The sequence below is a fragment of the Gluconacetobacter tumulisoli genome (assembly GCF_014174155.1).
GTDB lineage: Bacteria > Pseudomonadota > Alphaproteobacteria > Acetobacterales > Acetobacteraceae > Gluconacetobacter > Gluconacetobacter tumulisoli.
This window is the reverse complement of sequence record NZ_JABEQM010000006.1, coordinates 206725-220032: the sequence shown is the minus strand read 5'-3', so window position 1 is coordinate 220032 and position 13308 is coordinate 206725. Positions and strand designations below refer to the sequence as shown.

Here is a 13308-nt window from a genome sequence, read left to right as displayed (position 1 = left end):
CAACAATGGAGAGTATGAAAGATGGTCAATAGCTGGCGTTCGACGGTCCTGGGCGACCGTCATCGTGCGCTCGGGTCCGCGCTGGAGGACTGGAACGGCATGGGCACGCCCTGGACCTATCGTTCGGACGTGCAGGACGATTACGTCGCGATCCGGACCCGCGCGGGGCTGATGGACGTGTCCGGCCTGAAGAAGATGCATCTGGTCGGTCCCCATGCCTCCGCCATCCTCGACCGTGCGACCACGCGCAACGTGCAGAAGATCACGCCCGGCCGCTCGGCCTACGCGACGGTCCTGAACGACCAGGGCAAGTTCATCGACGACTGCATTCTCTACCGGACCGGGCCGAACGCCTGGATGGTGGTGCATGGCGCGGGCGCGATGCATGAAATTCTGGCGCCGGCAGTCGTGGGACGGAACGCGGCGCTGCTGTTCGACGACGATCTGCATGACCTGTCGCTGCAGGGGCCGGTCGCCGTCGATTTCCTCGACCGTCATGTGCCTGGCCTTCGGAATCTGCGCTATTTCCACCACGTCCAGACGACGCTGTTCGGTGCGCCGGTCATGATCTCGCGCACCGGGTACACCGGCGAACGGGGATACGAGATCTTCTGCAAGGGGGTCGACGCGCCGATGCTGTGGGATACCATCCTGGAGCAGGGCAAAGGGGACGGGATCGTCGCCACCAGTTTCACGGCGCTCGATTTGCTGCGGGTGGAAAGCTACCTGCTGTTCTACCCCTATGACAATTCGGAAATGTATCCCTTCGACGACGAACCGGCGGGCGACACGTTGTGGGAACTGGGCCTGGATTTCACCGTCAGCCCCGGCAAGACCGGCTTTCGCGGGGCGGAGGCGCATTACGCCCTGAAGGGCCGCGAGCGGTTTCGTATCTACGGCCTGCTGCTGGATGGCGACCAGGCCGCGCAACCGGGCGATGCGGTGTTCGCGGGTGGCGAGAAGATCGGTGTCGTGACCTGCGGCATGTATTCCAGCCTGGCCGGTCGGTCCATGGCGCTGGCGCGCCTGTCGCCGCCCTATGCCGCCGATGGCCATCGTGTCGCCGTTACCATCGACGGGCAGGTGACGGGGGGCGTCACCCATTCCCTGCCGTTCGACGATCCGGACAAGAAGAAGCGCACCGCCCGCGACTGAGACGGCGGGAATCGGGCCAATACCAGAAGGAAGTCCCCTGTGCTGAACGCGTCCAGCCTGCTGCCCGTGGGGCCGTTGCGTTTCGACGAGGGCGGTCGCCGGCATCTGTTCGTGCGACAGGCGCCGCAATTGTCTGTGCCGTCGGGGCCGGTCCCGACGGCGATGACGACATGGACGGTGGGCGGCGACAGCCGCGTCCTGCCGGACCCTTCGGAACACGAGCAATTCTTCCGGTCGGCGGCCCACCTGCTGGACCGCCTGGCCTGGCGCCTGGCGACCGAGCGCGTGGGGTTGCGCCTGTATGCGGCAGGGGACGACACGTTCCTGTCCGCCGTGGCCCTGACGGGCGACGCGGCGGGCATGACAGGGGAAGAAATGTACCTGGCCCCGCCGGTCCAGGGCGGCCGGCGCGTCATCTGCATCCATTGTTCCACCATGCATGACGATGTCGCGGACGAGGGGCTGAGCTGCGCGGGATGCGGCGCGGTCCTGTCCGTGCGGTCGCATTATTCGCGCAGGATCGGGGCCTATATGGGCGTGGCCGAGAGTGCGCCGCCGGTCGGAACCGAGGAGACAGGCCGATGATGATGCCGCGTTCCACGGGATATCCGGCCGTCATCGCGGACGTGGCGCCGGTCACGCCGACGCTGCGCCGGTTCGACATCCGTGCCACCGCCCAGCCATTTCCGCCGGTTTCGGCGGGCAGCCACGGCGTGTTCGCGTTCGGCGATGCCGTGCGGACCTGGAAGAATCCGTATTCGATCGTCGCGCGGTCGGACGATGGATCGATGCTGCGGATCATCGTGCGGCTGGCCCAGGGTTCCCGGGGCGGATCGGCGTTCCTGCACGGCCAGGGACGGCCGGGGCTGGAAATCACGGTGCTGGGGATCGCCAACCTCTTTCCCGTGGTTCGTAAGGCCCGACGCCATATCCTGCTGTCGGCGGGGGTCGGGATAACGCCATTCCTGTCCTACATGGATGCCATGGACGGCATGGGCCTGGCGTATTGCCTGCATCATTATTGCCGGCCCGAGGAACGCCAGGCGTTCCACGCCCTGCTGGCGGACCGCGACCCCGGGCGGGTGGTCCTGCATGACGATCCGGACACCGGGCGGCTCTCGGAGATCCTGGCGGCGGAACCTGTATCGTCGCGCCTGTCGATGTGTGGTCCCGACGGTTTCATGAACTGGGTCGGCGCCGTGGCACGCGACGTGGGGTTCTCGCCAGGCAAGATCCATTCGGAACGGTTTTCGGCCCCCGAGGGCGGCGCCGCCTTCCGCGTCGATCTGGCGCGCAGCGGGCTGTCCGTCAGCGTCGGACCGGAGGACACGTTGCTCGACGCGCTGGAGGCCGCGGGGATCGAGGCCCCCTGCCTGTGTCGCGGCGGGGCCTGCGGGGCCTGCCGGGTTGCGGTCCTGTCGGGCGTGCCAGATCATCGCGACCATGTCCTGGCCGAGGCCGAGCGCGCGGCCGGGGACTGTATCCTGACATGTGTGTCGCGCGCGCGAACGGCGACGCTGACACTGGACCTGTAAGACGCGAAGAGGCGGACCATGGACGGCCGGTTCAATACCGACGAAAGCTATCGTTTTCCCTACGCGGTCCGGAACAGCGACGCGGCGATCCTGCGCTTTCCGTTTCCGTTTCCCGAAGATTCCTACATGTACTCGATGAATGTCGAACCGCATGTGCCGGCGGGCCCCGTCGCGTCCCTGCATCATGCCTTCGACATCGACGAACATTATGTGTCGGAATGCCGGGAAAAGGCGCGGATTCTGGCCGAGGATCCCGAACGATGCCTGGTTCTGCCGCATATGCGGCAGGCCGAATGGGATTTCGTCGAGTTGGCGATGGACAGCCTGTCGCGCGACTATCCCGACCTGTTCGCGCTGGATCGCGACGGCGATCGGTGGCGCTGGACGAACCGCCCGCTGGAGATCACGCAGGATTTCGTATTCGGCAATGCGGGCACGCTGCCCTGCGGCCCGTTCGAATACATGGCGCGCCAGATGCAGGGCGATTTCACATTGCAGGATCAGCGTGACGGCGACCTGTGGATGGATGGCGGCATGGTGACGTCGCAGGCCGACTGGTCGTTGAAATTCGACTTGGGCATGTCGTTCGGCCAATGGCACGCGCCAGTGCCCAAGGCGCCGCAGATGGGCATTTTCGATCGCGCGCTGCGCTTCCTGCTGATGCTGCGGCACGGTCATCCGGTGCGGCGCCTGAACTGGACGATGACGATCAATCCGCGCCTGGACACCTCGCCCGAGAATTTCACGATCTGGGGCGGCGACCGGGGAAGCGTCACGGCGGACAACGTCGCCGACAAGGTACATCTGCGGGTGGAACTGCAGAGCCTCTTCCGCCTGCCGCGATCGAACGCGATCCTGTTTTCGGTCCGCTGCTATCTGCTGCCGGTCGGCGCGATCGCACGGGTGCCGAAATGGCGGTCGCGGCTGCACCGGGTGCTGCGGGACCTGGACCCGGCCCTGGTGGCCTACAAGGGGCTGGACCGCTACCTGCCGCAGACGGTGGCGTTCCTGTCGCGCCTGGATGACGGTGCCGTCCTGTCGCCCGGTATCCAGCCGGACACGGCGATCTTGATTGCGGTGGATGACCTCGTCCCTCGCTGACCGGGGGCACGACGAACGATCGCAATCCGGGCAGCCGGTCCGTCATCAGGGCGGTCTTCATGATGGGAACGACAATGGAAATCGAGACACCGGACTTCGCCGTACTGGACCAGGCCGCCGTCGCCACCCCGACCGACCTGCGGCTGGTGATCGGTGCCTGCATCGCGTCCGGCGTGTCGCATCTGGGGTCCTCGACCATGCCGTTCCAGATCAGCGCGCTGATCGACCGGTTCCACATTTCGGCCAGCAGCGCCGGCATGTTCGGGTTTTTCGAGATCCTGTCGCTGTCGATCGCGATGGTGGCCATGCTGCCGCTGCTGCGGCGCCTGTCCTACGGACGTCGGGCGGTCCTGGGGGCGGCACTGATCAGCATCGGGCATGTGCTGATCTATGTCGGCCCGCCCTGGCTGCCGTGGCTGTGGGGATGCGCCATCGTTGGCGGGACGGGATATGGGATCATCTTTTCCGCCTTCATCGCCGGCGCATCGGGTGCCGACAATCCCGATCGCGTCTATTCCCTGGCCTGTGGGGGCGGCCTGATCGTTCTGGTTGGCACGATAATGACGCTGCCGTGGGGGGCCGCCTTGTTCGGACCGCTGGGACCGTTCCTGAGCATCGCCGCTGTATCCTGCCTGCTGGCGCCGTTCCTGTCCTATCTGGGGGATACGGTCCCCCCCTCGTTCCGCGAGGCCGCGGGGGGAAGGGACAGCCTGGGGTGGGGGGCGTTCCTGCTTTTGGCGATGTGGACGGGATATTCCGTCGGTTCCAGCATCGTCTGGTCGTTCGCCGATAATATCGGCCGCGCGATCCATGTCCCCGAAGGCGTCATCGTCACCTTGTCCTCGGTAGGGATCGTGCTGGGGTTCTTTGCGAACATGCTCGGGGCGGCCATCGCCGGCCGGGTCAACCGCGTCGTGCCGCTGGTGGCGGGCATCCTGGGGACGGGCCTGTCATGCATGCTGACGGCCCTGGCGTGGAATACCGCAAGCTATTGCGCGGGGGTGGTATTGTACTGGATCTTCGTCATGATTGCCTATGCCTACCTGCTGGGCGCGGCGGCGGTGCTGGATCGCGGCGGCCGCGTCGGCACGCTGGGCGGTGGGTGCGATCGGATCGCCTATGCGATCGGCGCGCCGATCGGCGGCCTGATCGTGGATCACGGATCCTATCACATGCTGGGTTTTGCCGGAGTCCTGTCCTGCATCATGCTGGTTCCGGCCTGCATGCCCGCCATAGCCCGTGCCCTGCGCCAGAGCGACGCGCGTTTGTCCTTTGCACGAGGCTGACAGGCGGGAACGTTCACCACGCCCCGATCCGTCGCTCATACCAAAGGACGTAGCCACTGACTCGTGTGTGAAGTGACGAGCGGCGCCTGCTCTGATTCTCTTGATTTGGAGAGGATCTGGCTGGTGACGAGAGCGGTTAAGCTCCGGGATGGCTATTCGGCTTCCGCTTCCGGCCCTGGCGGCGATCCGTGACGGGTCCAGCCGGACGGATGCGGCCCGTGTAGGTGGTATGGACCGCCAGACATTGCGAGACTGGGTTCACCGCTTCAACGCCGAAGGACCCGATGGTCTGCGCGACCATCAGCATATGGGGCCAGCCTGCCGTCTGACTGTCGCACAGCAGACCGAATTGAAGGCCTTGGTCGAGGCGGACCAGAAGAACGGCATCGTCCGACAATGGGCCAGGCGCGGCACGCGGCCACGCCAACCGGCCGATCAGCGCTATGAGAATGCCTGGCTGTTCGGGGCATCTGCCCTGCGCGCGGCAAGGCCGCCGCCCTGGCGCTGCCGTTCATTGGCACCGCCAGCATGCAACTCCACGTCGAGGAAATCTCGCGCTGCGTCGCCTGCGGTGCCCACGCCGTCGTCCTGCCCGATCGCGCCGGGTAGCATACCGCGCCCAAGCTCAAAATGCTGCGCAACGTCAGCCTGATCTTCCTGCCGTCCCGCGCTCCCGAACTGAATCCGGTCGAGAATATCTGGCAGTTCCTATGGGCCAACTGGCTGTCCAACACCGTCTTTGACGGTGTCGATCACATCACAGGTCAATGCCTATGGCCGTTGGTATCAGACCGCGCCGTCGTCAAAATCGATCGGCCGGCGCACCCCCAGGATATAAACCAGGGCGCATCCCGCTGCGATCGCGCCCGCGATCAGCAGGGCGCACAGGAAGGACCCGGTGGCTTGGACCGCGACACCGGTGATGATCGGCGCCATGGCTCCGCCGACCGATCCGCCAACATTCTGGAAGGCTTCCATCGTCGCTACAGCGTCCTCTGTCACCACGACGGTACCCAGCGTCCAGCCGCAGGTCATGGCCAGCCCGACCGCGAACAGGGCCACGGACATGACGGCCAGCGACAGCCAGGGATTGCCGGTGATCCCGGCGACCATCGTCGCGACCGCGGCGACGTACAGCGACCAGACCAGCGGGCGGCGGCAGGACAGGATGGGTGACAGCCCACGGCGGGCTAGCCCATCGACGACGACGCCTCCGCACAATCCCCCGATAAAACCACAAAGTTGCGGAATAGTGGACAGGTAGCCCGCTTCCTCGGTCGAGAAATGCTGCACCGTCCGCAGATAGGTCGGTAGCCACGCCGAATACAGCCACATCAGGTAGATGACCCCCATGAACCCCACCGCCATGGCCCATGCCGTGGGCTGCGCCAGCAGGTGCCGCAGATAGAACGTCACGCCATGCGGAGCCGGCGTGACGTCCGAGGCCGATCCAGGTGATGGCGATCCTGCCGCTTCCGGATCGCGATAGAACACCACCCAGATGACGCCCATGATGGCGCTGGCCACGCCGATCGACATGAACATCGCATGCCATCCCCAACGCACCATGATGAAGCTGAGAATGGCAGGGGAAATGGTCTGCCCGAATGCGGCCGAGGCGTTGAACAGCCCGATGGGTGTCGCACGCTCGGATTCGTCGAACCATTGCGTGATGACCCGCGTTCCCGCCAGGAACAGCGGCGCCTCGCCAATGCCGAGGGCGCAACGGCCGATCAGCAGCCCCGTGACGCCGCCCGCGGCGCCGCACAGGGCCTGGGCCGCCCCCCATGACAGAAGACTGACGAACAGCAGCCACCGCGCCGGCAGACGATCGGCCAGCATCCCCGCCGGGATCTGCGCGATCATGTAGACCCAGGCGATGGACGACAGCAAAAGACCCAGCGTGGAATAGGACAATCCGAAATCGTGGGCGATTTCCAGATTGGCGATCGACAGCGCCGTCCGGTCGACATAGGCGATGCAACCCGCACAGACCAGAAGCCCGATGACAAGAAAGCGATAACGCCGCGACCCGCGCGTCAACGATGTAAGGACCATCGAATTTCCGTATTTCCGACAGGGGGCATGAGCGCCGGCCGTCACTATTGCGGTGCCCCTGTGGAAACACAATCCGTCACGATGCCTCGACCCGCAACTGCCGGCCGAAAAATACCTTTATTATGAAATTTCGTTAAATCTTATCACGAAAAACGATGCTTTTCCGGATAGAACCAGGGGACGTCGGCCCATGTCGTCGACAACTGCGCAATCCTGCGGGGCGAGGCTGGCGACGGTACCGTCGACCGTTACGGCCATCCGGCCATCATGGCAGAACAGGACGACGGATCCATCCGCCGCCTGTATGTCGATTTCGCCGTCAACGGTCATGCGCGTCACGGAATGGGACATGACCGTACGGCGGGTCATGACATTCAGGTCGGTCACCCGGTCATCCGCCAGCGTCGCCGTCGTGGCAGCATCGGCGGGAAACGCGTACGGCGCGCTATCGGTCGTCAGGTATGTCGCGGCCCGATCGGCACATGCCAGGGTCATGCCCTCTCCGGACAGGATCGACAATGTCCTGTCACAATCGGCAAAAATAGAAAACGGACCGTTCGATGAAACGGTCGCCATGCTGATGCGCCAGGCGAAATCATCCATTGTCGCATGCGCGGGGAACACCGCGATTTCCGCGGTTTCTCCGCCGCCATTCTTCCATTTCATCCGGCGGTAGTCCGACGATCGGTAGATTTTCATGACGATGGAGCCTGCATGATCGGGTGCATCATGTCGAAATCCTCATGCATCTGCGGCGGCCCAACGGCGGCTGCGATCCTGTCGCGATCATTCCGATCAGGAGATTATCTGTATGGAGATGTATAGGCAACCGTACCGACCGGCTTAACCCCTGCAGGTTACCGACGGCAGAAATGACGGGCGGGAAAGAGGACCGCTGGGGGCTGGCTATCCCAGCCGCCATTCCGGGGAATGAGTTGCCAGCCAGCGGCGCAGGGTCAGGATGGCCTGGATCTCACCAGTCATTTCCCGCAAATGAGGTCCGCAATCCGGTCCGCTGACCAGTTTGCGCCCGCGGCCGTCTACCAGGGCCTCCACGGCGCTGCTGGCGGTGGCGACGTCGGCGGCATGCCGCCATCCCGCGACCTGCGCCGGCGGGGTCAGCATCGGAAGCACCAGCGCGACATCCAGCGAGGCGGCAGCCGCGACGACTTTCCACGCGTCATAGACCATGCTGGTCGGAGCGTGTCCGCGTTCCTGGACGAAGCGTTCGGCCAGGGTGGGGACCGCCTGGCCGTGGCGGGTGACGCGCACGGTGTCCGACAGGGTAAAGAGGGGCGCCATCCCGTCCTGTCCCAGGCCGTCGAACAGCGCGGCCAGATCGTCCGGCGACAGGGGATCGGAAACCTGGACGACGTCGACCTTGCCGTCGCGCAAGGCGGCCAGCGCGTCCGTCCGGTTGGCGAATCCCGCGACGGGAACAGGGCGCAGGCCGAAGACCGCCATGGCCAGCAGGCTGGCCAGTTCGATCCCGGTATAGGACGATACGGCGACGCGCACGGGCCTGTCGCGCACCAGGTCGCGGAAGCTGCGATGCAGGTCCGCGCGTCCCACGACGACGGGCGACACTAGGCTGAGCATCAGGGGAACCCAGCGTCCGAAATCGAAATGGACGCGCGGATCGCCGGCCAGAGACGCCACCAGGGCCGCGCCGGGCACCAGCAGGGCCGTCGTCCCGTCCGGAACGGTCTGGGTATCGAAAAGATTGGCGCCGGTGACGCCGTCCTGCCCGCTGGTCATGTGGATCGTCAGCGGCGCCGGAGCCTCCAGCCCCTGCATCAGGGCGGGGGACAGCACGGCGCTCCATCTGCCGGCCGTGCTTTCGGCATTGCCGGCCACCAGCAGGGTCGGGTCGGGAATGGTATTGCCGGCGGGCATCACGCTGGCGATCTGCACCATCCGTTCGAACGCATGCGCCCGGGGCATGCCCGTGGCGAGCGCCAGTCCGGCGGAGGCCAGGAAATGTCGACGGCGCAATGTCATCTATGCCCGGCCGGACAGTTTGAAAACGAAGTCGGCGGGTCGGGCAGACGGCAAAATCGGGAACTCCGTGGCAAGGGCCGGTCCGGCCGCCTGTCTGGCGCCGGAATGGGGCAAGTCTATGGCAGGCGTCGGGCCCGCACGGTGGCGCTGGCGCGGACTTTACGGCCAGCGGACTTCGGGGGGAAGACTCATGAGGATCGCCTCGGTGTTTCCGCCGGTCTTCAGGCCGAACAGCGTCCCGCGATCATGGATCAGGTTGAATTCCACGTATCGTCCACGCCGCACCAGTTGCGCCTCGCGCTGCTCGGGCGTCCAGCGTTCGGCCATGCGTTTGCGCACGATGGCCGGATAGGTCTGGAGGAACGCCAGCCCCACATCGCGGGTGAAGGCGAAATCGGTCCCGACATCCCCGCTGTCCAGCCGGTCGTAGAAGATGCCGCCCAGGCCGCGCGCCTCGCCGCGATGCGGCAGGAAGAAATAGCGGTCACACCACTCCTTGAAACGTGGGTAATAGGTCGGGTCATGGCGGTCGCAGGCCAGGCGGAACCCGTCATGGAACCGTGCGGCGTCGGCCTGGGCCGCGGCGCTGTCGGGGAACATGGGGGTAATGTCGCCGCCGCCGCCGAACCAGCCCCGGGTCGTGATGATCATGCGGGTATTGAAATGCGCGGCCGGCACCAGCGGACTGCACATATGGGCGACAAGACTGATGCCTGTCGCGAAGAAGCGCGGATCGTCTGCGGCGCCGGGGATGGTGGCGCGGAATTCGGGGCTGAAGACACCCGATACGGTCGATACGTTGACGCCGACCTTTTCGAACACCCGCCCGCGCATCAGGCTGATGACGCCGCCGCCGCCCGGCGTTCCGTCATCGTTCGTCCGATCCCAGGCCTGGCGTTCGAAGCGGCCGGCCTGCATCCGGCGCGGCAGCGTCTGGACGTCGCCGGCGTCGTCCTCGATTCGTTCGAAGGCGGAACAGATCCGGTCGCGCAGGCTTTCGAACCAGGCCCGGGCCTCGTCCTTCAGGCCATCATGGGGTACGGGCGCGCGGGGTGCTGTCATCGTCGGGCCATCTTCTGCGTCTGCGTCGGTCGGTGGCCCTACGGGTGCCTGTTTGCGCGGACGATTGCAAGAAGGGGTGCCTCGCCGGTAAGGAGGGCGAAGGCGGCCGGCCGCCCGGGCGACCGCCGGGCGGATGGGTAAACGCGCCGGCCCGCAAGCGCGGGAACGGCACGGAAGGATGGATGGATGACGGACGCGGGTTCCGGTGACGTGACGGACGGAAAGGGCGGGGGGGCGGCCGCGTGGCTGGATGCCCGCCTTCCGGTCGTATCGGGCTTCCGGCAGGAATATATCGACTATCCCACGCCCAGAAACCTGAACGGGCTGTGGAATTTCGGCGCGATCCTGACGGTCGTGCTGCTGGTGATGCTGGCGACCGGCATCTTCCTGGCGGTGAACTATACGCCAACCGCCGGCGGCGCCTTTGCCTCGGTCGAGGCGATCGAACGCCAGTTGCCCAGCGGCTGGCTGTTGCGTTCCATCCATGTCACGGGCGCCAGCCTGTTCCTGGCGGCGCTCTACGTCCATCTGTTTCGCGGCCTGTATTACGGATCGTACAAGCGCCCGCGCGAGGTGCTGTGGCTGACGGGACTGCTGCTGCTGGTCATGGTGATGTTCACCGCGTTCGCGGGCTACGTCCTGCCGTGGGGGCAGATGTCGTACTGGGGTGCCGACGTCGCGGGCAAAGCTGTGGACGCCATTCCCGCGATCGGCCCGTGGCTGGAGCATTTCCTCCAGGGCGGGGACGCGCCCGGCGACGTGTCGCTGCATCGTTTCTTCGTCCTGCATTTCGTGCTGGCGTTCGCGGTGCTGGGCGTGGTCGTCCTGCATGTCGCCGCCCTGCACGTCACGGGATCGAACAACCCCATGGGGGTCGAGCCGAAGGGCCCGCGCGACACGCTGACCTTCCATCCTTATTATACAAGCAAGGACGCGGTCGGGCTGATCCTGTTCGCGCTGCTGTTCGCCGTCCTGGTCTTCTTCCTGCCGGGCCTGATGTTCGAGGCGGAGAATTTTCGCCCCGCCAATCCGCTCCACACCCCCGCGGACATCGAGCCAGAGTGGTATTTCCTGCCGTTCTACGGAATGCTGCAATCCGTGCCGTCCAAGTTCGGCGGCCTGCTGGCCGCGGTGGGGTCGATCCTGGTCCTGTTCCTGGTGCCGTGGCTGGATACCTCGCCGGTCCGCTCGGCGCGGTATCGCCCGGTCTATCGCGTGGGCATGGGGGCGCTGGTCGTGTCCTTCATCCTGCTGGGACTGGTCGGGCGGCATCATGCCGAAGGCGGGTGGATGATCGTGGGGCGCGTGGCGCTGGCCTATTATTTCGCGCATTTCCTGGTGCTGCTGCCGCTTTCAAAACGGCTGGAGCGCGGGATCATCCTGCCCGACAGCATCGCCTCCGGCATGGATGCGGGCGCATGAGGGCCGCAATTCTGGCGTCGGTCGCAGCCGGCGCACTCCTGATGGCGGCGCCTGGTGGGGCCGCCCACGGCCAGGAACGCCGCCATGCGGTCGCGACGCCGCAGACGTGGAGCTTCGCCGGCCCGCTCGGCCGTTTCGACATGGCGGCGGTCCAGCGCGGATATGCGGTCTATGCCCAAGTGTGCTCGGCCTGCCATTCCATGAACGGCATGACTTACGGAGACCTGGCATCCATCGGGCTGACGGACGAACAGGTGCGCCAGATCGCCGCCAGCCAGCATGTGCCGGGCGGCATGGACGCGCGGGGGGCGCCGGTCACGCGCCCGGCCACCGCGGCCGATCATTTCCGCCAGCCTTTCGCCAGCGTCGAGGCCGCCGCTGCCGCCAACAACGGTACCCCGCCGCCGGATCAGTCGCGGCTGGCGCTGGTCTATCCCGGCGGCCCTGACCGGATCTATGCGCTGCTGACCGGCTACCGACCGGCCCCGCCGGGTTTCGTGCCGACCAATGCCGGCGCGTTCTACAACCCGTACGCCAGCAATTCCGAAATCACCATGCCGCCGCCGCTGCATGACGGGCAGGTGGAGTACGCCGACGGCACGACCGCCACCACGGCGCAGGAAGCGCGCGACGTCACGACTTTCCTGGCCTGGGCAGCGCAACCGCATCTGGCCGAACGGCACCGCCTGGGCGTTCAGGTCACGCTCTATCTTCTGTTCCTCGCCGTCCTGGCGTTCATTCTCAAACGGAAAGTCTGGTCCGATGTCCACTAAATCCCATTCGTCCCACCCGCATGCGATCGAACCTGTGGTCGGGCTGATCGGCGGGTCCGGCCTCTATGATATCGACGGGCTGGAGGACAAGGAGTGGCGCACGGTGGAAACCCCGTGGGGCATGCCATCCGACCAGTTGCTGTTCGGGCGCCTGGCCGGCGTCCGGTGCGTATTCCTGCCGCGTCATGGACGCGGACATCCGATCCCGCCGTCGCGCCTGAATTATCGCGCGAATATCGACGCGCTGAAGCGGTCGGGCGTGACCGACATCGTGTCGCTGTCGGCCGTGGGTTCGTTGAAGGAGGAACTGCCGCCCGGCCATTTCGTGATCATCGACCAGTTCATCGACCGATCCTTCGCCCGGGAAAAGAGCTTCTTCGACACCGGCTGCGTCGCACATGTCTCGATGGCCGACCCGCTCTGCCCGCGCATCGGCGACGTGCTGGAGGAGAAGGCACGGGGGCTTGGTTTGGGCGTGACCCGGGGCGGGACCTACCTGGTGATGGAGGGGCCGCAGTTCTCCACCCGTGCGGAAAGCAACCTGTACCGATCCTGGGGCTGCTCGGTCGTCGGCATGACCAACATGCCCGAGGCCAAGCTCGCCCGCGAAGCCGAGATCTGCTACGCGACGGTGGCGATGGTGACCGACTACGATTGCTGGCACGCCGACCATGACAGCGTGACGGTCGACGCGGTGGTGAAGGTCATGCAGTCCAATGCCGACCGGGCGCGGGCGCTGGTCGCATCGGTCATTCCGGCCCTGGGCAAGCCGCGCGGGCCATGCCGTGCCGGCTGCGACCGTGCGTTGGAACACGCGCTGATCACCGCGCCGGACCGTCGTGACCCAACCTTGCTGGCCAAGCTGGATGCCGTCGCCGGGCGGGTGCTGAGATGCGCCTGACCTGACCTGGACAG

General features: G+C 65.9%; 12 protein-coding genes and 1 pseudogene. 9 read left to right on the top strand and 4 right to left on the bottom strand.

Going from position 1 to position 13308, the window contains the following annotated elements:
* The first annotated feature begins 21 nt into the window (after positions 1 to 21).
* The 6 genes and pseudogenes from HLH28_RS09570 to HLH28_RS09545 form a co-directional block, all read left to right on the top strand.
* Positions 22 to 1155: an aminomethyltransferase family protein gene (locus HLH28_RS09570; protein ID WP_182958181.1), complete on the top strand. Its 1134-nt coding sequence runs from the start codon at positions 22 to 24 to the stop codon at positions 1153 to 1155.
* Between the two features lie 39 nt (positions 1156 to 1194).
* Positions 1195 to 1740, top strand: a complete 546-nt coding sequence (locus HLH28_RS09565; RefSeq protein ID WP_182958179.1) for a dimethylamine monooxygenase subunit DmmA family protein — start codon at positions 1195 to 1197, stop codon at positions 1738 to 1740.
* A complete protein-coding gene (locus HLH28_RS09560; RefSeq protein WP_246395888.1) occupies positions 1737 to 2690 on the top strand; it encodes a PDR/VanB family oxidoreductase in 954 nt (317 codons plus the stop codon). Before HLH28_RS09565 ends, HLH28_RS09560 begins: the two co-directional genes overlap by 4 nt.
* 18 nt (positions 2691 to 2708) lie before the next feature.
* Positions 2709 to 3791: a heme-dependent oxidative N-demethylase family protein gene (locus HLH28_RS09555; RefSeq protein ID WP_182958177.1), complete on the top strand. Its 1083-nt coding sequence runs from the start codon at positions 2709 to 2711 to the stop codon at positions 3789 to 3791.
* 59 nt (positions 3792 to 3850) lie between these two features.
* Positions 3851 to 5077, top strand: coding sequence for an MFS transporter (locus tag HLH28_RS09550; protein WP_182958175.1), 1227 nt, complete (start codon positions 3851 to 3853; stop codon positions 5075 to 5077).
* A gap of 123 nt (positions 5078 to 5200) precedes the next feature.
* Positions 5201 to 5836: pseudogene (locus HLH28_RS09545) on the top strand (transposase); the annotation flags it as partial.
* Between the two features lie 27 nt (positions 5837 to 5863).
* On the opposite strand, the gene HLH28_RS09540 reads toward HLH28_RS09545, so the two are convergent.
* From HLH28_RS09540 to hemF, 4 genes are all read right to left on the bottom strand, one after another.
* Positions 5864 to 7135, bottom strand: coding sequence for an MFS transporter (locus HLH28_RS09540; RefSeq protein ID WP_182958173.1), 1272 nt, complete (start codon positions 7133 to 7135; stop codon positions 5864 to 5866).
* Between the two features lie 120 nt (positions 7136 to 7255).
* Positions 7256 to 7834 carry a HutD/Ves family protein gene (locus tag HLH28_RS09535; protein ID WP_182958171.1) on the bottom strand — a complete coding sequence of 193 codons (579 nt, stop codon included), beginning with the start codon at positions 7832 to 7834 and terminating at the stop codon, positions 7256 to 7258.
* Positions 7835 to 8041: 207 nt separating this feature from the next.
* Entirely contained in the window at positions 8042 to 9136 is a 1095-nt protein-coding gene (locus tag HLH28_RS09530) for a hypothetical protein (RefSeq protein WP_182958169.1), read from the bottom strand.
* A gap of 159 nt (positions 9137 to 9295) precedes the next feature.
* Positions 9296 to 10198: an oxygen-dependent coproporphyrinogen oxidase gene (gene hemF / locus HLH28_RS09525; RefSeq protein WP_182958167.1), complete on the bottom strand. Its 903-nt coding sequence runs from the start codon at positions 10196 to 10198 to the stop codon at positions 9296 to 9298.
* 186 nt (positions 10199 to 10384) lie between these two features.
* On the opposite strand from hemF, the gene HLH28_RS09520 reads away from it, so the two are divergent.
* Genes HLH28_RS09520 through HLH28_RS09510 form a run of 3 tightly spaced genes read left to right on the top strand, consistent with a single transcriptional unit; the run spans position 10385 to position 13294 of the window.
* Complete coding sequence (locus HLH28_RS09520; protein WP_182958165.1) at positions 10385 to 11620, top strand: cytochrome b; 1236 nt, start codon at positions 10385 to 10387, stop codon at positions 11618 to 11620.
* Entirely contained in the window at positions 11617 to 12393 is a 777-nt protein-coding gene (locus tag HLH28_RS09515; RefSeq protein ID WP_182958162.1) for a cytochrome c1, read from the top strand. Before HLH28_RS09520 ends, HLH28_RS09515 begins: the two co-directional genes overlap by 4 nt.
* The gene (locus HLH28_RS09510; protein ID WP_182958160.1) at positions 12383 to 13294 is read left to right on the top strand and encodes an S-methyl-5'-thioadenosine phosphorylase; all 912 of its coding nucleotides are present in this window, start codon (positions 12383 to 12385) and stop codon (positions 13292 to 13294) included. The genes HLH28_RS09515 and HLH28_RS09510 overlap by 11 nt, the downstream gene beginning before the upstream one ends.
* Positions 13295 to 13308: the final 14 nt, after the last annotated feature.

What these genes read in the sequence shown, in the direction of transcription:
- HLH28_RS09570 (WP_182958181.1), top strand. Translation starts at nt 22, where the DNA reads ATGGTCAATAGCTGGCGTTCGACGGTCCTGGGCGACCGTCATCGTGCG.
- HLH28_RS09560 (WP_246395888.1), top strand. Translation starts at nt 1,737, where the DNA reads ATGATGATGCCGCGTTCCACGGGATATCCGGCCGTCATCGCGGACGTG.
- HLH28_RS09555 (WP_182958177.1), top strand. Translation starts at nt 2,709, where the DNA reads ATGGACGGCCGGTTCAATACCGACGAAAGCTATCGTTTTCCCTACGCG.
- HLH28_RS09550 (WP_182958175.1), top strand. Translation starts at nt 3,851, where the DNA reads ATGATGGGAACGACAATGGAAATCGAGACACCGGACTTCGCCGTACTG.
- HLH28_RS09540 (WP_182958173.1), bottom strand. Translation starts at nt 7,135, where the DNA reads ATGGTCCTTACATCGTTGACGCGCGGGTCGCGGCGTTATCGCTTTCTT.
- HLH28_RS09535 (WP_182958171.1), bottom strand. Translation starts at nt 7,834, where the DNA reads ATGAAAATCTACCGATCGTCGGACTACCGCCGGATGAAATGGAAGAAT.
- HLH28_RS09530 (WP_182958169.1), bottom strand. Translation starts at nt 9,136, where the DNA reads ATGACATTGCGCCGTCGACATTTCCTGGCCTCCGCCGGACTGGCGCTC.
- hemF (WP_182958167.1), bottom strand. Translation starts at nt 10,198, where the DNA reads ATGACAGCACCCCGCGCGCCCGTACCCCATGATGGCCTGAAGGACGAG.
- HLH28_RS09520 (WP_182958165.1), top strand. Translation starts at nt 10,385, where the DNA reads ATGACGGACGCGGGTTCCGGTGACGTGACGGACGGAAAGGGCGGGGGG.
- HLH28_RS09515 (WP_182958162.1), top strand. Translation starts at nt 11,617, where the DNA reads ATGAGGGCCGCAATTCTGGCGTCGGTCGCAGCCGGCGCACTCCTGATG.
- HLH28_RS09510 (WP_182958160.1), top strand. Translation starts at nt 12,383, where the DNA reads ATGTCCACTAAATCCCATTCGTCCCACCCGCATGCGATCGAACCTGTG.